General features: G+C 58.0%; 22 protein-coding genes and 1 tRNA gene. 7 read left to right on the top strand and 16 right to left on the bottom strand.

Annotated features, from left to right (window positions below; translation table 11 throughout):
• Positions 1-32 precede the first annotated feature (32 nt).
• Complete coding sequence (locus HMPREF0908_RS07115) at positions 33-1,580, bottom strand: SLC13 family permease (protein ID WP_040572575.1); 1,548 nt, start codon at positions 1,578-1,580, stop codon at positions 33-35.
• A 170-nt stretch (positions 1,581-1,750) separates the two neighbouring features.
• Here HMPREF0908_RS07115 and HMPREF0908_RS07120 point away from each other — a divergent pair, with 170 nt between their 5' ends.
• The gene (locus HMPREF0908_RS07120) at positions 1,751-2,935 is read left to right on the top strand and encodes an iron-containing alcohol dehydrogenase (RefSeq protein WP_006690803.1); all 1,185 of its coding nucleotides are present in this window, start codon (positions 1,751-1,753) and stop codon (positions 2,933-2,935) included.
• A gap of 417 nt (positions 2,936-3,352) precedes the next feature.
• On the opposite strand, the gene HMPREF0908_RS11305 is transcribed toward HMPREF0908_RS07120, so the two are convergent.
• The 4 genes from HMPREF0908_RS11305 to HMPREF0908_RS07135 all read right to left on the bottom strand — a co-directional run bounded on the left by HMPREF0908_RS11305 (position 3,353) and on the right by HMPREF0908_RS07135 (position 5,055).
• Positions 3,353-3,466, bottom strand: a complete 114-nt coding sequence (locus HMPREF0908_RS11305) for a secretion protein HlyD (RefSeq protein ID WP_245522934.1) — start codon at positions 3,464-3,466, stop codon at positions 3,353-3,355.
• A 41-nt stretch (positions 3,467-3,507) separates the two neighbouring features.
• Positions 3,508-3,954 carry a metal-dependent hydrolase gene (locus HMPREF0908_RS07125; protein WP_006690804.1) on the bottom strand — a complete coding sequence of 149 codons (447 nt, stop codon included), beginning with the start codon at positions 3,952-3,954 and terminating at the stop codon, positions 3,508-3,510.
• 84 nt (positions 3,955-4,038) lie between these two features.
• Positions 4,039-4,476, bottom strand: coding sequence for an Rrf2 family transcriptional regulator (locus HMPREF0908_RS07130; protein ID WP_211204795.1), 438 nt, complete (start codon positions 4,474-4,476; stop codon positions 4,039-4,041).
• 66 nt (positions 4,477-4,542) lie between these two features.
• A complete protein-coding gene (locus HMPREF0908_RS07135) occupies positions 4,543-5,055 on the bottom strand; it encodes a hypothetical protein (RefSeq protein ID WP_040572576.1) in 513 nt (170 codons plus the stop codon).
• A gap of 252 nt (positions 5,056-5,307) precedes the next feature.
• On the opposite strand from HMPREF0908_RS07135, the gene HMPREF0908_RS07140 reads away from it, so the two are divergent.
• The 4 genes from HMPREF0908_RS07140 to HMPREF0908_RS07155 all read left to right on the top strand — a co-directional run bounded on the left by HMPREF0908_RS07140 (position 5,308) and on the right by HMPREF0908_RS07155 (position 6,887).
• Positions 5,308-5,523: a DUF1659 domain-containing protein gene (locus HMPREF0908_RS07140; RefSeq protein ID WP_006690807.1), complete on the top strand. Its 216-nt coding sequence runs from the start codon at positions 5,308-5,310 to the stop codon at positions 5,521-5,523.
• Between the two features lie 46 nt (positions 5,524-5,569).
• Positions 5,570-5,788 (top strand): DUF2922 domain-containing protein, encoded by a 219-nt coding sequence (locus HMPREF0908_RS07145; protein WP_040572577.1) that lies wholly within the window; start codon positions 5,570-5,572, stop codon positions 5,786-5,788.
• A gap of 133 nt (positions 5,789-5,921) precedes the next feature.
• Positions 5,922-5,998, top strand: a tRNA-Arg gene (locus HMPREF0908_RS07150).
• A gap of 76 nt (positions 5,999-6,074) precedes the next feature.
• Entirely contained in the window at positions 6,075-6,887 is an 813-nt protein-coding gene (locus HMPREF0908_RS07155; RefSeq protein WP_006690809.1) for an RsiV family protein, read from the top strand.
• Between the two features lie 65 nt (positions 6,888-6,952).
• Here the strand turns inward: HMPREF0908_RS07155 and HMPREF0908_RS07160 are convergent, their stop codons facing one another.
• The 7 genes from HMPREF0908_RS07160 to HMPREF0908_RS07185 all read right to left on the bottom strand — a co-directional run bounded on the left by HMPREF0908_RS07160 (position 6,953) and on the right by HMPREF0908_RS07185 (position 14,723).
• Positions 6,953-7,216, bottom strand: coding sequence for a zinc ribbon domain-containing protein (locus HMPREF0908_RS07160; RefSeq protein ID WP_211204798.1), 264 nt, complete (start codon positions 7,214-7,216; stop codon positions 6,953-6,955).
• A complete protein-coding gene (locus HMPREF0908_RS07165; protein ID WP_006690811.1) occupies positions 7,197-8,372 on the bottom strand; it encodes a DUF805 domain-containing protein in 1,176 nt (391 codons plus the stop codon). Before HMPREF0908_RS07165 ends, HMPREF0908_RS07160 begins: the two co-directional genes overlap by 20 nt.
• A complete protein-coding gene (locus HMPREF0908_RS07170; protein ID WP_006690812.1) occupies positions 8,347-8,853 on the bottom strand; it encodes a DUF805 domain-containing protein in 507 nt (168 codons plus the stop codon). The genes HMPREF0908_RS07165 and HMPREF0908_RS07170 overlap by 26 nt, the downstream gene beginning before the upstream one ends.
• 216 nt (positions 8,854-9,069) lie before the next feature.
• Positions 9,070-10,791 carry a GGDEF domain-containing protein gene (locus HMPREF0908_RS07175; protein WP_006690813.1) on the bottom strand — a complete coding sequence of 574 codons (1,722 nt, stop codon included), beginning with the start codon at positions 10,789-10,791 and terminating at the stop codon, positions 9,070-9,072.
• A 315-nt stretch (positions 10,792-11,106) separates the two neighbouring features.
• Entirely contained in the window at positions 11,107-11,256 is a 150-nt protein-coding gene (locus tag HMPREF0908_RS11310) for a hypothetical protein (RefSeq protein WP_006690814.1), read from the bottom strand.
• A 15-nt stretch (positions 11,257-11,271) separates the two neighbouring features.
• A complete protein-coding gene (locus HMPREF0908_RS07180) occupies positions 11,272-12,990 on the bottom strand; it encodes a GGDEF domain-containing protein (RefSeq protein ID WP_006690815.1) in 1,719 nt (572 codons plus the stop codon).
• Between the two features lie 224 nt (positions 12,991-13,214).
• Entirely contained in the window at positions 13,215-14,723 is a 1,509-nt protein-coding gene (locus HMPREF0908_RS07185) for a phosphohexomutase domain-containing protein (protein ID WP_006690816.1), read from the bottom strand.
• Positions 14,724-14,886: 163 nt separating this feature from the next.
• Between HMPREF0908_RS07185 and HMPREF0908_RS11315 the strand changes: the two genes are divergently transcribed.
• Complete coding sequence (locus HMPREF0908_RS11315) at positions 14,887-15,012, top strand: secretion protein HlyD (protein WP_071585466.1); 126 nt, start codon at positions 14,887-14,889, stop codon at positions 15,010-15,012.
• A 141-nt stretch (positions 15,013-15,153) separates the two neighbouring features.
• Here HMPREF0908_RS11315 and HMPREF0908_RS07190 read toward each other — a convergent pair whose 3' ends face one another.
• The 4 genes from HMPREF0908_RS07190 to HMPREF0908_RS07205 form a co-directional block, all read right to left on the bottom strand.
• Positions 15,154-15,819, bottom strand: a complete 666-nt coding sequence (locus HMPREF0908_RS07190) for a D-sedoheptulose-7-phosphate isomerase (protein WP_006690817.1) — start codon at positions 15,817-15,819, stop codon at positions 15,154-15,156.
• Positions 15,820-16,524: 705 nt separating this feature from the next.
• Positions 16,525-17,229 carry a hypothetical protein gene (locus tag HMPREF0908_RS07195; protein WP_006690818.1) on the bottom strand — a complete coding sequence of 235 codons (705 nt, stop codon included), beginning with the start codon at positions 17,227-17,229 and terminating at the stop codon, positions 16,525-16,527.
• 151 nt (positions 17,230-17,380) lie between these two features.
• Positions 17,381-17,656 carry a hypothetical protein gene (locus HMPREF0908_RS07200; protein WP_040572578.1) on the bottom strand — a complete coding sequence of 92 codons (276 nt, stop codon included), beginning with the start codon at positions 17,654-17,656 and terminating at the stop codon, positions 17,381-17,383.
• A gap of 24 nt (positions 17,657-17,680) precedes the next feature.
• Positions 17,681-17,905: a V-type ATP synthase subunit D gene (locus HMPREF0908_RS07205; protein ID WP_342626110.1), complete on the bottom strand. Its 225-nt coding sequence runs from the start codon at positions 17,903-17,905 to the stop codon at positions 17,681-17,683.
• A gap of 129 nt (positions 17,906-18,034) precedes the next feature.
• Here HMPREF0908_RS07205 and HMPREF0908_RS07210 point away from each other — a divergent pair, with 129 nt between their 5' ends.
• Entirely contained in the window at positions 18,035-19,825 is a 1,791-nt protein-coding gene (locus HMPREF0908_RS07210) for a MutS-related protein (protein WP_040572579.1), read from the top strand.
• The last annotated feature ends 87 nt before the right edge of the window (positions 19,826-19,912 follow it).

Genomic DNA, 19,912 nt, shown 5'->3' on the forward strand with positions numbered 1-19,912 from the left:
AGCAGCTCCTTTTTTGTTCCGTTGTATCGATGTTACCCGACGAGCCATACCACGAAGTAGAGCACGAGCGGGATGGTCACGCAGAAGATGCCGATGAAGTCGATGTAGACACCGGTCTTGATCATCTTTGTGATGGGAATGTAGCCCGATGCATAGACAATTGCATTCGGAGGTGTAGACACAGGAAGCATGAAGCCAAGCGACGAAGAGAGGGCGATACCGATCGCGACGTGGATCGGGCTGAACCCTGCGGATACCGCTGCGGTAATGGCGAGCGGGCCAATCATGTTCGTCGCCGCCGTGTGACTGGTCAGCTCGGAGAGGAGCAGCGCCATCACGCAGAAGATCGCGACGAGGGCGAACTCGGACGGCTCACCGCCGAGCATCCCGACAATGCGGTCGCCGACCCACTGCGAGAGCCCCGTCTTATACATCATGCCGCCCATCGCGAGGCCGCCGCCGAAGAGGATGAGCGTGCCCCACTCGATGCCCTGCACGGCCGATTTCCACTCGAGCGTGAACTTGCGCTCCTTGAAGTTGATCGGCAGGAGGAAGAGGAGCAGCGCGCCTGCCATTGCCGCGACCGCCTCAGGGAAGAGGTGGTTGTACATCTTGAGGAGCGGTGAGGTGCTGCCGAGCATCATCGAGAGGATGCCCGGGAACACCCAGAGAAAGACGGCGACGAGGAAGCAGACGAGCGTGTTCTTCTGTGCGCGCGTCCAGCCGCCGAGCTCGGCGACACGCGCGCGGATGAACTCCTCCGCGCCGTCGATGCGCTCGACATCGGGCGGGAACATACGGATGAGAACAATATAGGCGATAATAAAGTATGCCACCATTGCAATGGCGCCCCACGTCATCCATTCGAAGAAGGAGATGTGGATGTTTGCCATCTGATCGAGGAAGCCGAGCATGATGATGTTCGGCGGAGTGCCGATCGGAGTCAGAACGCCGCCGATCGAGCAGGCATACGCCGTCATGAGCATCAGCCCGGTCGCGTACTTGTAGTTGTGCAGGTCGATCTCCTTGCCGTTCGCGGCCATCATTTCCTTGACGGCAGACAGCAGGCCGAGGGCGATCGGGAACATCATCGCGGCCGTCGCCGTATTGCTCACCCAGCCGGAGCAGAGTGCTGCGGCAAGACCGATCGCGAGGAAAATGCGGCGCGGATTCGAGCCGACCCACGAGCGCGAGAGCAGCCAGTAGGCAAAACGCTTGTCGAGTCCATGATCCATCATCGCCTTGGCGAGGATGAATCCGCCCATGAAGAGGAAGATCATCGGATTGGCGAATGCCGCATAGGCATCCTTTGCCGTGACCACGCCTGTTACGACAGCGAGCGTCGGCCCGATGAGGGACGTGACGGGGATGGGTACGGGTTCCGTGATCCACCAGAGTGCCACCAGAACCATGATGGCGAGCAGCTTGTGTGATGCAAGCGTCAGTCCGTCAATCGGCGTCAGGAGCACCAGAATCGCAAGGATTGGCGCACCGAAAAGACCGACGAGACGACGTGTGCGATCAAACTTTTGCTCCGCCTCATGAATCTGTTGGGCTTCTTTGCTTTGATCTCCGCTCATTTTCTCAGCCTCCTTCAATGGTAATCGATAATCCCATTATTTATATTGTTATTATACGAAATTTTGAAGTCTTTTTGCAACACTTTTCTTAACCGATGGAATGACTTTTTTTCCTCGGTTCTGTTATAATGAACACGATGAAATAAGTTTGTGAAAAGAGGAGGAGTTTCATGCAGAGCTTTACCTATCATTGTCCGACGGAGATCATCTTCGGGCGGGGGGCGGAGGATAGTGTTCCCGCAAAACTGCGTGCGGCAGGGGCGCATCGCGTGCTCATCCTTCACGGCAGGGGCAGTGCGGAGCGATCGGGGCTGCTCTCGCGCATCGAGATGCAGCTGACCTCGGCGGGGCTTGCCTTCCTCGTCATCGGCGGCGTACAGCCAAACCCGCGTGTCGCGTTCGTTCGCGAGGCGATCCGTGAGGGCCTCGCGGCGGATGTGAACTTCGTCCTTGCCATCGGCGGCGGCAGTGTGATCGACTCGGCGAAGGCGGTCGCCCACGGCATCGCGAACCCTGACGTGGACATTTGGGATATCTGGACGAAGAAGGCAGTGCTGACGCGCACGCTGCCCGTTGCGTCCGTGCTCACCATTCCCGCTGCAGGCAGTGAGACGAGCGACTCCGCCGTGCTGACGAATGAGGATACGGGGCAGAAGCTTGGGCTGAACGCGCCGCTTAACCGTCCCGTCTTTGCCTTCATGAACCCGACGCTTGCCTTTACCCTGCCGCGCGAGCAGATCGCTGCGGGGGCATCGGATATCATGATGCACACGATGGAGCGCTTCTTTACGGATGTCAAGGAGCCGAATGTCTTTACCGACCGCATTGCGATCGATCTTCTGCGCACTGTGATGGAATCCGTGCGACGCCTTCTCGTCTCGCGCAAGGACTACGATGCGATGAGCGAGCTCATGTACTGCGGCAGTATATCGCACAGCGACTTGACAGGACTTGGACGCGGTAAGGATTTCTCCGTACATAAGCTGAGCCATCCGCTCTCTGCACGCTATGATGCCACACACGGGCGTGCGCTCACCGCGCTCTGGGGATCGTGGGCGCGGTTTGCCTATCCCTACGACCCGGCACGCTTTGCCCAGTTCGCCGCCGACCTCTTCGGCATTGATGCTGGCACGGACGAGGAGCGCGCACGTGCGGGCATCCGTCACATGGAGGAGTTTTTCACCTCCATCGGAATGCCGACGAGCATCGGCGGGCTGGGAATCGGCACCCTCTCGGCGAGGACGATCGAACAGCTCGCAGACGATGCGACGCAGGAGGACCGCATCCGCATCGGCGTATTCCACCCGCTCACACGCGCCGACGCCATCGCCATCTACACGGCGGCAAATCACTAGGGAAGTGCTGAATTTATCAGTACCGCCCTCTAAGCAATCAGCAAAAGACCTGCCCAACGAAGTCATGCGGCTGCGCTGGACAGGTCCTCTTTATAGAAAATATGTTTGTTGTTTTTCCCTATATATGTTATATTGAGAATGAAACGTCCTTGGGCGGGAGCAATCCCGTGGCGGTGTCTTTCCCCTGAAAGGGGGTGAGTGAGATGTCTGAGATCGGTGCGATTCTTTTCTTGGTCGTTGCCACAGGCTACATACTCGCGATAACCCAAAAGAAATAACCGCCCACTCTGACCAGTGAACGGTTGTTCAAAAAACAATGCGCAAATCTGGAAAGATGCCGTCAAAGGACGTTTCTTTCTATGATCATTATAGCAAATTCATCCATTTTTTGCAATATCTCGTTTTATCAGTGATTCCTTAGGGAAGCACTGATAAATTCAGCACTGCCATCTTAGCGCATCTTTTTTGCCCGCTTTTCGTTAGCAAATCCTCCACATAGCCTCTGCTATGCGTCCGGTTTGCTGCCTCAATCGGGCGAAAAAATCTACGCCAATCTGACGGACTTCATTTTATCAGCGATTCCCTAGAAAACAACTTCCTGCATAGACAATGCCGATACATACAGCTGTGAATAGGTATTCCCGTAGTGAGCCGACGGTAAAGAGCCGTATCCCGATCTTCTGCGTCGGGAGAACGGCGGGCACCTTGCCGCAGACCGCATCCTCCGCGATGTGGAGGAGTGCGCCGAGGAAGACCCATAGGAGCACCGTGAGGAATATCCTGCTCCCGATGTACGTTTCGCCGTGCAGGAGCGCACCGATGAGGGCGAGATAGAGCATCGGCCAATGCGACCAGCCGCGGTGACGGCTGCGCCATGTACGCCATCCGACACTGCCGGGAGAGCCTTCCACCTTGTCCGGCAGGACGGCGCCGACGCATGCCGCCGCTGCCGCGAGCGGATCGCTGCTCACTGCGTAGGCAATCGTGCCCGTGAGTGCAGCGTGCGATACCCATGTCATGATGGCGTATTTCCTCCTCTGAAAATGGGGACGGGCATCGAATCTATACGGATAGATATTGTGCAGACAATAGCTGTTAAATAACTATGTGTTTGCTCTTTTTCGTGCCTCTTTGATGACGTCGGCGAGAGTGGTCTCCTCCATTTCCTTTTCCATGGCGTGCTGGATGTCTGCGAGGCGATGGTCGAGTACATCGTGGATGTGGCTGCCGACGGGGCAGGCAGGGTTCGGATTCTCATGGAAGCTGAAGAGGGACTGACCGCTGATGCTCTCCACGGCACGGAAGATGTCGGCGAGCGTGATGTCGGTGAGTTCCTTGGCGATATGTGCGCCGCCCTCGCGCCCGCGCGCGACGGTGATGAGCCCCGCGCGGCGGAGCTGACCGAGGATGCGGCGGATGACGACGGGATGTGCGCCGATGCTCCCCGAGAGCGACTCGCTTGTCGCGGGCTCGCGTTTGCCGAAAAGATCGACGCAGATGAGGATGTGGACGGCGATGGTAAAGCGGCTCGAAATCTGCATATTGTACCCTCCGTTGTTCGATATTCGTATCATACAATGGATGGAGGGGAAATGCAAGGGCCTTCTCTACGCCAAGTCCTCGGCAAAGCGAAGCTGGCGGCGCACATCGTTGAGGAGTTTGAAGTGGAGGGCGCGCCCCTCGCGCATGTGGCGCTCCAGTGTGCCGAACGCCCACAGGCTGTGGATGATGTCACCGTTCTGCAGGGCAATGTCGCTCCCCGTGCCGCGCCGCCGCAGGACGAGAGCGGCGTATGCCGTGTTGATGTAGCCGATGCCGCCGCGGCGCGCATTGTACATCTTGACCGGGGTGAGGACGCAGCCGTGCAGGATGGGGAGGATGATGTTGCGGCGCCGCGCCATGAGGCGGGCGGCATTTCGCCGAATGAGGGAGAGTGCCTTGTCTTCACGCTCGGCGAGGCAGGCGAGTACGTGCTCCGGCGAAGCACAGAGCATCAGACTGTTCTCCCGGGCACAGATCACGGCGGTTTGCGCCGTGTCCTCCTGCGTCGGGATGAGGGCGAGGATGTCCGCCGGAGCGGGCAGACGCTGCATCAGGCATTCTCTTTTCGTACGTTTCATAGTGGATCTCCTTTGCTTTGGAATCACGGTCAAAATCATGATCTGTGACTCCATGACTCCTGCCTGCCGTTGGCGAGACGCACAGGCACGGGACACAATGATGGATCTCCTGTTCCTTTCTGAGTGCTATTATAGAGAAAATATGTTCGCATGTAAAGAAAATTTTGCATGGCGGCTCTTCTTTTGTTTTGCTGCGGCAGGTATCTGAGTGTAAGCCGCTTACGAGAGACGAAAACGAAAGGAGTGAGATTTATGGCACGCAAAGAAGCAGCAAGCAAGCTCACGCTGAAGGTGATTACAGGGGTCGGTGCTGACGGCAAGAACCTCTATAAGAACCGCACGATTGCGGGGGTTGCTCCCGTGCTTACGGATGCGGATGCACTCGCGGTCGGACGTGGGTTCGCAGATCTGCAGAAGCACGGGCTCGATCAGGTGATGCGCACGGATACGGCTGTCCTGACGGACTGAGTGCCGCGCGGCAGACGGTTGATGAACGCAGAAAGGAGGAATGACGATGTCGACGAAGAAACAGCTCCGCATGACGCTGGCGCTCTCGACGGGCAAGAACCACACGGTCAGTCTGATGGATCCGAAGGATGATCTGACAAAGGCGGCGGTGGAGTCCTGCCTGCAGGATGTCATCGCGAAGAAGGCGATCATGCTCGGTGAGGCATACCCTGTCTCCATCAAGGACATCAGTGTCCAGACGGTAGACAGTTCCAAGCTTGCCTGAGTACTGCATCGGCAGAGAGAAATACTGCATGGATGCCCATGCAGTATTTTTATGTCTGCATCGCGCTTTCGCTGATGGAGGAGGGGAACGGCTTGCACTTTTCGTGTGTTTTTGGTAGAATCAAAGAATCACTGCGGTTGTAGCTCAGATGGATAGAGCATCTGCCTCCTAAGCAGAGGGTCGCGCGTTCGACTCGCGCCAATCGCACCATGTCAGCAGACCAAAGACTTCTCATCGTGAGGAGTCTTTTCTAGATTTTTCCCACATAAGAAGGGAGCGATAGGCAATGAAGAAGCAAATGGCGGCGGCACTGACGGCTGTACTCATGCTTAGCGGTGTCTCGGCGGTCCAGGCGGCGGACATGGAGACGGTGACGGAAGCGGAGCTGCAGGATATCGCCAAGGCGGATATGGAGAGTGCGGAGCCCAAGCTTTTCCCGTGGCTGCATGTCGAGGACCATCGCCGTGCACTGCGGACGAACGGGCGTGTCATTGCGTGGACGAGCTGTCCTGAGATCAAGGTGATCGGGGATGACTACCCCGTACTGAAGCATGCCCTGCGGGACTGGAGCAATGAGCAGAAGCGCCGGAGTGAGGATGCGGCTGAGAGTATGGAGGAGGCGGCGCGTATGTTTGTGCCCTCTGCGCCGTATTATGATTCTGTGGTGGTGGACCGCTGGGGGCGGGTTGACGAGCAGGTCGTCAGCTTTGCCCTCTCCAGCGGCACCTATGACGGCGGTGCGCATCCCCAACATGGGATTACAGGGGTGACGCTGAGTACGGAGACGGGGGAGCCGGTTTCCATTGATGCGGTGATTACGAGCCGTGATGTGCTTCTGCTCGCATTGGCGGATGCCTTCCGCAAGCAGTACCCGGGACGTGAGCAGGACCTCTTCTCACATGATATTGACGAGACACTGAATGACTATCATGATGGCGGTGACTGGCAGAAGTATATCGATTGGATGCTCGATGCGAACAATGATCTCCATGTGTTCTACAATCCGTATGATATTGCCCCGTACTCTGCGGGCGGGTTTGAGCTGACGCTGCGGCATGATGTGTATCCTGAGGTGTATCGCCGCGATCTGACAGAGTAGAGCCGCATCATCCAATAGACAAGCCCCTCGGCATGCAGCCGAGGGGCTTTCTGTATGTGGCCTTGTTACTTCTTCCCGAATCCGAACAGTGCCTTGAGTCTGCTGCCGATGCCCTCCGAGGGGGGTGCATCCGTGTCGGGCACGTCGTCATAGAGGTCGGCGTTCACGACCTTCGCCGGGGGCGCGTCGTTGCGGCTCTCTGTGTCATCGTCGCCGAGAGAGAAGCCCGCGCCGTAGTTCGGCGAGAATCCCGAAATAATGGGGATGCCGCAGTGCGGGCAGGCGGCGGCAGAGGAGGGGACGAATTTTTCACATTTTGGGCAGTACATCATGGACCTCGCTTTCCTCGGACGATTCCCTTCTACAGGATATATCGTCATTTGCGAGCAGTCGGATAATACCGATGAGCGAGAGGATGCCGCAGAGTGTCCAGAGGAGGATGCTCGGCACGCCGATCATGCTGTCCACGGCCGACTGGAGCGCGCCGGCCGTGACAGTGCTGCCCTCCATCAGGACAGGACGGGCAAACGGCAGCGGTGTGATGAGGAGCGGGAGGAGAGCGGCAAAGGAGAGGAATGCCTCATAGGGGGAATGTCCCAGTGTGCGCAGGCGCTGCCGTATGAGCGGCAGGAGGGGAAGCGGAAAGAGCACGAAGGGGAGGATGGTGAGGAGGATGATGATGGATGGAAGGATTTCCACCGTCTCCGGAATCGTTGCTGCGAGTATGATGAGGACAGTGACGATGGCCTGCAGAACGAGCTGTGCCGCCGGCGGAAGGACAAGTCCCAGGGCGAGGAGGAGGAGGAGGCTGCGGCGGATGAACGCCGTACGCGTTACCGTCCCCGCAGTGGAGAAGTACGCTGCGCGCGTGGGCGGCAGTACCTCCTCGACGGGGGGATCGCCCCAGCGGTTCGCCTCCGGTTTTCCCTTTTTGAGGAAGAGCCAGCCGAGGCAGCAGGCGAGCGGGATAAAGAGGACGAAGAAGAGGAGCAGCAATATGCCGACGCTTGCGGCGGCGGCGGAGGCGAATGCCTCCGTCATTCCGTTCCATGGGGAAAAAGACGACCCCATCGTCTCGGTGATGATGCCGATGAAGATACAGACGGGCAGGAGCATGAGGCAGAGGATGGGAACGCAGAGGAGGAGGAGGGGCGCCGCCCAGCCGCCGCTGTATCCCAAATCGTGCAGACGCCGCACGACGGCGGGGATGGCGAGCGGCGGGATGAGCGCGTAGAGGAGGAGGTTGAGTCCGAGGAACGCGGCGATGTAGACGGGAAAGAAGACCTCTGCCGAATTGCGGAAAAAGCCCGTCGCAGTGGATGCGGTGAGCGGGAAGAGGAGGTAGCAGAGGGCGAGCATGACAAAGAAGACGCCGCCGCTGATGACGCCGAGCGTCAGGGCGAAATCGCGCCGCGTGAGCCTGCCCGTGAGGGAAAAGAGTGTGTGATTCATGGCATCCTCAGCTGCGCGATACGCCGCTGTCATGCGATGTATTGCTGTCTGCCTGTACAGTATCTATTTCCGCGCTGTTTGTCGTATGGATGGCAGATGTGCTGAATACAGGCATCTCAGGCTCCGTGCTGAGCGGATCCGGGCCGTAGGCGTTCGGTCCCTCCGTGCCCTTCTTGAAGATGAGGTAGAGCGCGAAGAAGAAGCTGACGACGGGGACGAAGCTCAGCAGGATGAAGAATGCCGAGAGGTCGAGGTCATGCAGACGGCGGATCGCGAGGAGATAGCCTGAGATGATGAAGGGCAGGCAGAAGATATAGGTCGCACCGAATGCGCCCATCATGGGGAGGTCATTCCCCATCTGTGCCGCTGCCGTGCCAAAAGCGATCGCCATCAGCAGGATATAGACCGCCGTCAGGGTGAGACCGAGGGCGAGGCACCGCAGGATGTAAGCCTTGCGGTTGAGGCGCCCCTCCCACGAGAAGAACATTTCCCGAATGTTGTCGATTTGGAACATGATGATTCTCCTTTTCGTTGATTAGGGAATCACTGTCTGCATTTCCTTCATGGAAAACGATTCCCAAGCAAGTAATCATTGTAGCATAGTCGCCTGTGATTCACAAGAAAAAGATATGACCTAGTATTAAAAGAGAAGGAGGAAATAAAAAGAGCACCGCGCGTGGCGGTACTCTCTTTGCCAGCAAGGCTTGATTTGACGGCGGGCGCATATTCCCTACGCCGCATCGATCTCGCTCTCGGCAGAGACGGTGTTGCGGCCCTTTTTCTTGGAGCGGTAGAGGGCGCGGTCGGCGCGTGCGATGAGATCGGACAGAGGATCATCTGCACCGTGCCATGTAGAGACTCCAAAACTCAGGGTAACGCCGCCCAGCCGATGTTCGAGGATGCCGCGGAGATGATCGCAGAAGGCGACCATGGCATCGAGGTCATAATGCAGGCCGAGGAGGACGAATTCATCACCGCCGTAACGGATGAAGAGGTGGCGGCGGTCGATCTCATCGTGGATGATGCCGGCGATCTCCTTCAGTACATGGTCGCCTGCCAAGTGGCCGCGCGTATCGTTGATGGTCTTGAAGTGGTCGATGTCGAAGATGGCGAAGGAGAACTTGAACCCTCGCTCACGCGCGAGTTCGGCAAAATTTTCAAAGCCGCTTTCAAGCTGATGGCGGTTGTAACAGCCCGTGAGGAAATCGCGCTGTGCAGCACTCTGCGACGCTGCCAGCTCCAGTGCGAGCACCTCGTTCTTCCGCACCATTGCCGCCTGCTCCATCATCTGGAGACGGATGACGTGAAAGATGAGCGGAACCATCGCATAGATGGAGAATATGGTGACAGAGAGCATACCGGAGAGCAGATGGTATTTCCAGTGCAGCGCATCAATGACACAGAACAGGGTGGAAGCAGCCACAGCGAATGTGCCGTAGCGGCAGGCGGGATGGAACTCCCAGTGCGAGCGTGCGAGGAAATAGATGAGCCCGAGAGAAGCGGCCAGGAGGAACGGGTAGTAGAAATAGAGCAGCGCTGTGTACCCGCTCTTTCCTCCCATTTCAAAGACGGCTGCCGCGGCAAAGGCAGCCGCGAGGGCGTAGAGAATTTTTTGTACCTGTGTGCGGTAGTGCGGTGCGACAATCTCGTGCACGAGCAGCGCCCAGGTGATCGGCATGACGTAGAGCATGGTCAGATGCAGCTCCCACCAGAGGAGGGGCAGTCCGACGATGCGCGGGAAGAAGGAGGATATGCCTGCCGTCCACAGCATGGACGCGGCGAGGCAGGCGATGAGATAGATCTGGGTGCGGCGCAGCGCATCGCTCGGCGTGCGCCGCGAGAGATTGATGGTGAGGAATGCGATCATCGCGAGAGCGATGGAGAATGCTGCGGCATAGGTGGCGCTGGTGAGGCTGACGCTCGTGAGGAACTGCTCCGTTGTGTCAAAGGTCAGGTAGTCGACCGTTCCCAGCCAGCGCGGCTGATCGGAGTGCAGGAGCAGTGTCAGCCGCTGCCCTGCCATGGCATCACTCAAATGAACGCAGTGAAAATTGCGGCCGGTGACCGTGCCGTGTTCCGTCCAGTCGCCGTAACGGTAGACAAGGTCGCTGCCGAGGTAAACGCAGACGTCCTGATTCGCCGTGGAAAAGAGCATATTGCGCCCCAGGAAGTGCGGCGCATACGGGATCTTCCATGACAGACAGACCGTGTGTATCCCCTCTGGAATCGGCGGCCGCGTTGGGTACGAATAAGGATGCCACACCAGATCGTCGGCACGGAAATTCTCACGATCCGGCAGAGCCATGTCCTCGATGACGGCATACTCCGCCGTCAGTCGGGGATCGAGGGGCGTCGCGAGCATCTGCCAGGTGCATAGGATCACGGCAGTCAACAGAGCGAGGCACAGAAATGTCCACACATTGCCATGCAGAAACGATCGGATATGGGTCATGGGGGACACCTCCCTCTCGCGGATGGAAACGTGCAACAGAATATGCAATGTTCCTTTTGAAACATTATAACATATTGGGTTACTATAAAACAATAGAAAAAAAGATTCTTTCAAGTGTAAGGAATCGCTGATAAACAGCCCCTCACGTTGGCGCAGATGTTTCGTCGCGGCGGAGTTGCTGACAAGAATCGGGCAGCAGAGATGCGTCAAGAGACGGTGCCGGAATGATCCGTGCTTCCGTCAGGCAAAACACAAAAAAAGGGCGCCGCCGCGCCCCTTGTGGGTGTCATGGTTTTTTTCGGCATTCGCGCAGATTTAGGGAAGCACTGATAAATTCAGCACCGCCGTCTTAGTACATCTTTTTCCCCCTGTCTGTGCCGACAAATCCTCCACATAGCTTTTGCTATGCGTCCGGTTTGTCTCCTTGACAGGACAAAAAATCTGCACCAATTCGACGGACTTCATTTTATCAGCGATTCCCTAACAGCACTCCGCCTCGTCCTCTTTGGAGACGGCATTGCGTCCCTTCTCCTTGGAACAGTAAAGCGCACGGTCAGCACGTTCCATCAGATCGTGCATGGTATCGCCTGCCCCATGCCACGCCGATACACCGAAGCTTATCGTGATGCCGTCCATGGTCTCTGCGACGGCACAGCGCAGGGATTCGCAGAACGCTGCCATCTGTGTGAGGTCGTGATGGAGGGCGAGGAGGATGAACTCGTCGCCGCCGTAGCGGATGAAAATGTGGCGGCGGTCGATCTTGTCCTGTACGATTTCGGCGACACCCTGCAGGACGTGATCACCGCCGAGATGTCCGTGCGTGTCGTTGACCTCCTTGAAGTGGTCGATGTCGAAGATGGCATAGGAGAGCGCAAAATGATTTTTTTCGGCAAGATGGGAGAACTGGCTGAAGCTCGGCTGGAGCTGCAAACGATTGAATGCGCCCGTGAGAAAGTCGTGTTTTGCCTCCTCCTGCGTCTCCTGCAGTTCGCGTGAGAGGGTGCTGTTCTCCCGGACGAGCTGCGCTTCCTGCATCATCTGTTCGCGGATGAGGTAGAAGACGAATGGGATGATGGCGTAGATCGAGAAAACTGTTGCTGAGAGTGTCGAGGTGAAGAGATGATACTCGAAATGGAGGGCATCGATCGCGACAAAGATCATCAGCGAGACCGCTGCGATCGTTCCGTAGCGGCAGGCGGGATGCTTTGCCCATGAGGTGCCCAGGAGAACGAAGATGGGGTAGAGGAAGGTGACGGCGAGGATGGGGTAGAAGGCAAAGAGCATATTCATATAGCCGTTCAGCCCGAGTGCCTCCGCCGTTGTTGCGACGGCGAAGAGTGCGCCGTAGAGACCAAAGATGCCGGTCAGAGAATGCTTGTAGTTCGGCGGACTGATGTGTTCGATGATCTTGATGAAAAGCATCGGCATGAGGTAGAGCATGATGAAGTGGAGCTCCGCCCAGACCTGCGTCGTGCCGAAGAGTCGGGGGAAGACTGAGGAGGTGCCCGTCGCCCAAAAGATGATGCTCAGGAGGAAGGCAATGAGGTAAAGCTGCAGATGCCGTCGTCGGATATAACCGCGCCAGATGATATCCATGACGAGGAAGGCGATGAGTGCAGCGGCGATGGCAAGGCTCGCCGTGTAGATGGCATCGCTGATGCTGATTTTCTGGAAGAGGGTCAGCTCGCTGCCAATGAAGAAATAGTCTACGCTGCCAAGCCACCGGGCATAGTTCGTATGCAGGAGGAAAGTGATGCGTTTCCCCGCGAGGGACTGCTTCGCGTCGATGAAGTGCAGGGTGCGCCCATAGGGGTTGTGGAAACCGTCCCATTGACCGGTGGTGTAGATCAGACGGTCATCGAGGTAGACGCAGAGGTTCTGATTCGTCGTCGCCGCGAGGATGTGATCAATGGAGAGAGGTATATCCTGCGGGATCTCCCACGAGAGATAGACCGCCTTCACATCGTCGGCAAGGGGGGGCACGGGGGACGTATAGGACTGCCAGTCCTGCTCCGCCGCGTGGAAACCAAGGATGTCGTTATGTGTGAGATCCTTGCCGACGAGGGCGTACGAGCGAGCCAGATCAGTATACGGCATGGTATTGAGCAGCTGCCAGGCAAAGGCCATGGACCCGATGATTGCGGCGAACGCAGCCAGTCCAATGGCATTTTTCAGCGCGTGCTGTGCGGCTTCCTTCATAGGGGTTCATTTCTCCTGCGTTGTTCTCCAATAAGGGATAAATGAAATAAATGTCAATATACCACTGCATTATATCATAAAATACGGGTGCGTGTGGGAAAAAAATGAGAAAAGAGCAGGTCGTACGTTTACCAAGAGAAAAGAGACTGCGATATGAAGGTGTCCACCTCGTACGACAGTCTCTTGTGCCTTTCCCTCACGTGGGCGGCTGACATGGATGTGTTCTATGCGTGAAAGCCGGAGAGGTCGAGCGCGTCGAATCCCGCGAGGAGCTCCCTGACCTCGCGCTCGATCCTGTCCGCACCGCCCGCTGCGTCCGCCTCGATGTTGAGCGGCATGTTCGGATCGTGCAGCGACATGCGCAGCAGCGCCCAGCCGCCCGGGAAGATGAGGCGCACGCCCTCATAGGAGGGAGCGGCGATCCTGAGGCCCTTGTCTTTGGCGCGCTGCTCGAATGCGGCGAGGACGTCCTTTCCGTATGCCTTGACGTCGTCGGTGCCCGTGATCTTGATGCGGATCTCGCGTGCCTCGGCGGGGTGGCGCAGATCCTTGATGAGGTCGCTGAGGGTTTTGCCCTCGGCGTGTGCCTTTGCCGCTGCGATGAGAAGCTTTACCGCGAGGTAGGCGCCGTCGTCGAGGTAGTAGTTCTCGCTGAGCGCACCATGCCCTGAGGTCTCGATGGCGAGCGGGGAGGTTTCGCCCGCCTCGTTGCGGCGGATGCACTCGTTGATGACGTTCTTGTAGCCGCGCATGTAGCGCAGGTGCTTCAGATGGAGGTGATCCTCGAGGAAGTCGTGCAGCCCGTCGGAGGTGACGGAGTCGGTGATGATGGTGGAGCCGGGGTAGTCGGGCGCGAGGATGGCGGCCATCATGGCAATGAGGGCGTTGCGGCTCACGTCCGTGCCGTCGGCGAGGACGGCGCTCATGCGGTCTACGTCGGTGTCGAAGATGAGTCCAAGGTCGGCATGGTTCTTCACCACGGCGTCCTTGATGGCGCACATGGCGTCAGCATTCTCGGGGTTCGGAATGTGGTTCGGGAAGTGCCCGTCCGGGTCGAGAAACTGGCTGCCTGTCGTGTCCGCGCCGAGCGGGGTGAGGATGCGTCCCGCGAAGAAGCCGCCCGCGCCGTTGCCCGCATCGACGACGATGTGCATCCCCTCGAGCGGACGTTCTGCGCCGCCGAACGCGTCGCGGATTTTCTTCGTGAGGTGTTCGCTGTAGCGCCCGATGAGGTCGAACTTCAGGACGTGCTCGAGCGTTCCGTGTTCTTCCTTTGCCTCGGCGGCGTAAGTGAGGATCTTCTCTATGTCCGTCTTGTCTGCGCCGCCCGCGGCGGTGAAGAATTTCAGTCCGTTGCGGTTGTACGGGAGGTGGCTCGCAGTAATCATGATCGAGCCGTCCGCCGCCGTGTCTTCGAAGATGGTCGCCATGAACATGGCGGGGGTGGAGGCGAGGACGCAGTCGATGCCGTGCGCGCCCGTGTAGGTGAGTCCCGTGAGGACGCTGTCCTTGATGGCGAGCGCGGAGATGCGCGAGTCGTGGCCGACGGCGATCTGCAGCTCTGCGGGGCTCTTGCCCGCCTTTTCGCTGAGGAAACGGACGAAGCCGGCAGCGATGCGGTTTGCCGCCTCGGGGGTGAGGGTGACAGGTTCGCCGGGCACGCCGGGGACGGCGACGCCGCGGATGTCGCTGCCGTTCGCGAGTTTTTTGAAGTCGTCCTGGGTCAGGGGCATGGGGATTCCTCCTTTGTGTATGATTGTGTGTTTGTGATGTGTGTGTGTTTATATATTATGCATTATGCGTGAGTATCCCCACGCAAACGCCTCGTTTCACAAGTGATCGCGCACTTATCTGCCTAAGGAATCGCTGATAAAACAGTCTCTCAGATTGGCGTAGATTTTTTGTCCGAACAAGGTGGAAAACCGGACGCATAGCAAAGGCTATGTGGAGGATTTTCCGCCGAAGTGCGGGCGAAAAAGATGCGTCAAGATGGTAGTGCTGAATTTATCAGTGATTCCTTAAATACCTGCGAATTCCGAAACGCGCTGCGCTTGAACGACGAAATTCGTCGGGGCGTACCGCACACTTTCCACGCTTGCGCCGCTAAGGTTTGGTTCGGCGGCGCATATCATCCTATGGCGGAGGATACAGGTCATCCGTTACTTACTCCGCGCCGAAGAACTCCTCCTCGACGGCGATGCAGAGGGTGTGGTAGATGGGGAGATGGTACTCCTGGATCTTGTACGTCTCCTCCTCGGGGGCCTTGATGACGATGTCGGCGAAGCCCGCCGCGCATTTGCCGCCCGTTGCGCCCGTGAGGGCGATGGTGGTCATGCCGAGCGCCTTTGCCATGCGGAAGGCGTAGAGGACATTCTTCGAGCTGCCCGAGGTGGTGATGCCGAGGAGGACATCGCCTGTGCGTCCGAGTCCGAGTACCTGTTGGGCAAAGGTGAGGTCGGGTGCCTGATCGTTCGCGAAGGCGGAACTGATCGCAAGCTGGGACGGGAGGGAGATGGCGGGGAGAGCGCCCTGCAGATGCCGCATGAAGTAGTCCACGGTCATGGGGTCGGCGGCGTCGCACGCCTCGTGGAGTTTTGCGAGGATGTCCTCGTCGAGATGGCGCGGCAGGAGAAAGCCCTTCATCAGCTCACCGACGATGTGCTCGGCATCTGCTGCGGAGCCGCCGTTGCCGCAGACGATGAGCTTGCCGCCCGCGTGGTAGGAGGTGCAGAGCGCCTTGATGGCAGCGCGGATGTCCGTGCCGCAGGGCTCGAGTGCGGGATAGCGTGCGATGAGCGTGTCAACGGCGGCGAGGGTAGATGATTTCATAGTTGTTGCTCCTTTGTGATTTCGTTACGGTTGATGCAGGGCTCACGCGAACAGTTAGGGAAGCACTGATAAATTCGGCACAACCATCTTGACGCATCTTTTTTGCCCGCACTTCGGCGGAAAATCCTCCACAGAGCACCACTCTGCGTCCGGTTTTCCACCTCGTTCGGACGAAAAAATCTACGCCAATCTGGCAGACCTCATTTTATCAGTGATTCCCTAGCTGCGCGCGAGGGGTGAAGAATGTACCGTGTACATTGTATTCGCAGGGCGGATGAAGAAAACGCTGCTTCCTTTATGCTCCGTTCGCTTCTATTATGGACGAAAATGATGCCTTTTTCAAGGGAAAGGGGAGGGAAATGCGGCAGGTTGTCCAAGGTGGGAGATGTTGTGGGTGTGCTGGGGCATTCAGGATGTAAGGAATCACGGAGAGACAGGAATTACGCGGGGTTAGAGGTATTTTCCTGTATGCATTCCTGCTTTTTGAGGTAGAAAATACTCCATTTTGAAGCTATTGATCTTAATTTATAGTTATTTATAGTTATTTTATGGAATTTATTTTTATTGTTTTATGGTTCGACTGTTGTATTTTCACAGGGTGGAAAATCTTTCTGATGGGATTCTTGAGTAAACGTATGGGCATAAGAGAAGGGACGCCGCACGAAGTCAAAACTTCGTGCAGCGCCCCACATTTCTCTGTGTATCTCAGCGGCTGCGATAGCGATCGGCGATGGCACGCGGGCTGTCGCCTGCATCGAGTGCCGAGGTCGGCGGTGTGATGTCCATCGGTGCGGCGTTCTGCGGTGCGCTGCCCTGCGGACGGATGTCCGTGATGGGCGGCTGCGGTGCGGCAGCGCGCGGCTGCGCTGCACTCCGGTAGACGTTTTCATCCTCTTTGCGCGAGCGGAAGCGGTTCCAGAGCCAGCGCAGCACCATGAAGGCGGCGACGGCGATGGCGACGTTCACGAGGACGCCGAGGATATCGGCGAGGAGACCGCTGCCCATGCCGCCGAGGAGGCTCGCGAGGAGGCCGCCGAGCATCATGCCGCCCGCGAGGAGCCCGATATTGCGCAGGGTGTTGCCCCAGCCCGTGCCGCTTTTGGCGGTGTTTGCGGTGTTTGCCGCATTCGCCTTGCTGTTTGCGGCGGGGGCGTTCTTTTCAAGCTGGTTTGCGTTCTTCGAGGGGGCGTAGCTGCTGCCGTTCCCCGAGACGGATTTTCCGCTGCTGCTCTGCCCCTGCGATGCCTTCGGGGCTGCTTTTGGCGCTGCCTTCGGCGCGATGCGCGCACCGCCCTTTGCGGCTTCTGCCTGTGCGCCGAGCGTGCTCTGCACGGCGCTCGGGACGATGATGGGTGCGGTAAAGGTCAGCGAGCCGACCATTGCCGCAGCGATGAGTTTCTTCAGGTTCATTCCATATTCTCCTTCATAATATCATTCGATACGGGGATAGCCCCGGTATTCGTAACCGAATTGAAAAACGCAAATTAATACCTTGATGAGCGGTGCTCCGCAGCAAACCCTTGCGTAACGAGGCGTTCTGCGAGGAGCACGCGAAGATGCCTTACTCCTGATAGGATTTGATGTCCTCGGGGAAGGCATAGATCTCGCCGACGGTGTCGAGCTCGCCCGAGAGGTAGCGGTCGATGTCGTCCACGTCGATGTAGAGCTTGCAGTCGATGTCGAGATAACCCTGTTCGCGCCCCTCGGAGAGGTCGCGGATCGCCATGAGCTTCTCACGCAGCTTCAGCAGATCGCTGCGTGTCGCGTGAACGTCGAGCCGCAGCTGGGGGACGCCGTATTCTTTGAGGACTTCGTCCATGGTCATACGCTGTGACATAGTATTTTCCTTTCTCTGCTTTGACTATTTGCCCTTTATCCTATCCGATGATGCTGAATTTTGACTGAATGCCGCATCCGTGCCATGTTCCCGCTGTTTGCGGAGGGTGTGGAGTGCAGTCTCGAGGGCACGCTTTTCGCAGCGGCAGGTTTCATAGTCGAGGTCGCCCAATGCGCGAAGCATCCGTGCGTCGAGGGTGCGGATGTCCGCCTCGATGCGCCGTATGGCGTCCGATGAATCCTGTGCCATGTACATCTCTCCTTTGATAAGTATTCTAACAGTTTTGGCAGAAACTGTCTACATTCGTATTATAGTTATGATATAATATGACTGTTATGAATGTTGTCGGGAATCGTGGATTCCCTCAAGGAGTTCCTCATGAAGAAGGACTTTTATGAAAATGTGCGTGAGCATGCCCTTGCACACGCGCATACACAGGATACATGGCGAACGCGGTTCATTCTTGCGCGTACGGCGGTGTTCCCGCTGATGCTGGTCGCCCTCCTTCACGGCTATGACTGCGGTTCGGTGGAGGAGCTGATGCTCGGCGGCTTTTTGCTCCTGCTCTTTGCCGTGCTCGTGCTGCGGCATCGGCGGCTCGAGCGGCGCCGCATCTTTACGCAGGCATATCTTGGCGTCGTGGGAGAGCATTTGGCGCGTTTTTGCGGAGAGTGGAAGAAGTCCCCGGTGGACGGCGGTGCCTACCTGCGGGAGAAGTGCCCGCCCGATCGGGATCTCCACATCTTCGGCGGCGCGTCGCTCTATCAGTATCTCTGTGCGGCGCATACGCGCATGGGGCGTGACCGTCTTGCCGCCGCGCTCTCGGCAACGCCGCAGGATCTCGCACGGATACGCCGGCGGCAGGCGGCCGTGGCGGAGCTGCTCGCTCATCCGCTTCTTGCCTTGGAGCTGGAGGCGCGCGGCGCACTCCTGCCCGATGCGCATGATACGCGCGCGCTTGCCAAGGAGCTTGCACAGCCGCTCAAGGGGTCACTGAAGCTCATTTCTTGCATTGGCATCGTTCTCGCCAATGCCTGCGTCTGGTCGTTCTTTTGGGCTGTTTTCTTTGACGGCAGCTGGCCGATTCCGATCGCGCTCTTTACGTTCAACCTCACGATGGCGATGGCATTTTTCCCGCGGACGCAGCGCGAACTGGCGCCGCTCGGCCGCATGGCGCGCGCGCTGCGTCTCTATGGGCGGATCTTTCGTGCGCTCGAGCGCGCTCCGCTGCGCAGTTCCGCGTTTCACGCGATTCTGGCACCGCTCTTCGCGCCCGTGCGCGCTACCATCGGGCTGGGCCGTCTGACGATTCTCGCTGACTGTGCGGCGATGCGGCGCAATTTCTTTTTCTTTATCCTTGCCAATGGGATTCTGCTCTGGGACTTTCACTGCATGGCATATTTCTCTCACTGGCGCAAGGGCTACGGTGCGGCGGCGGCCGGCTGGCTGAAGGTGTGGGCGGAGATGGAGGTCCTGCTCTCGCTTGCGCGCGTCGGGCATACGCGTGAGGTGCATACGTTCCCGCGCTTTGCGGAGGAGGGAGCGCCGCAGCTCATGGCGGAGGATGCGACGCTGCTGCTCCTGACGGAGGAGACGGCGACGCCGAATGACGCACAGCTCACGGCAGGGACGCTCGTCATCACGGGGTCAAATATGTCCGGCAAGACGACGTATATGCGCTGTCTTGGCTCTAACGCTGTTCTTGCATACGCAGGCGCGCCGGTATGCGCGCGTTCCTTTACTCTCACCCCGATGGCGATCTATACATCGATTCAGATCAGCGACGATCTCGCGGGTGGGATCTCGACGTTCTATGCGGAGCTCCTGCGCATCAAGAAGATGATGGTCTACAGCAAGCGCGGCAAGCCCATGCTGATTCTGATCGATGAAATTTTCCGCGGGACGAATTCCGCCGACCGCATTGTCGGCGCGCGCGAGGCGATCCGCCGTCTGACGCTCCCGCACGCGATCACGGTGGTGACGACGCACGACTTTGAGCTCTGTGATCTTGGCCGCGAGGGTATTCCCGTGACGAATGCGCATTTTGAGGAGCACTACGAGGGAGATAAGATCCTCTTTGATTTCAAGATGCGCGCGGGGCGCTGCCATACGACGAATGCGCAGTATCTCCTGCGCATGGCGGGCATTATGGGAGAGGAGAGAGGATAGAATTTGCGGACACGGTGACAGCGCGGAGGAAATCTGTTATAATGGGGAATACTTTCCTGCGATAAGAGAATGAAGGAATCGCTGATA

The sequence above is a fragment of the Centipeda flueggei ATCC 43531 genome (assembly GCF_000160695.1).
Lineage (GTDB): Bacteria > Bacillota > Negativicutes > Selenomonadales > Selenomonadaceae > Centipeda > Centipeda flueggei.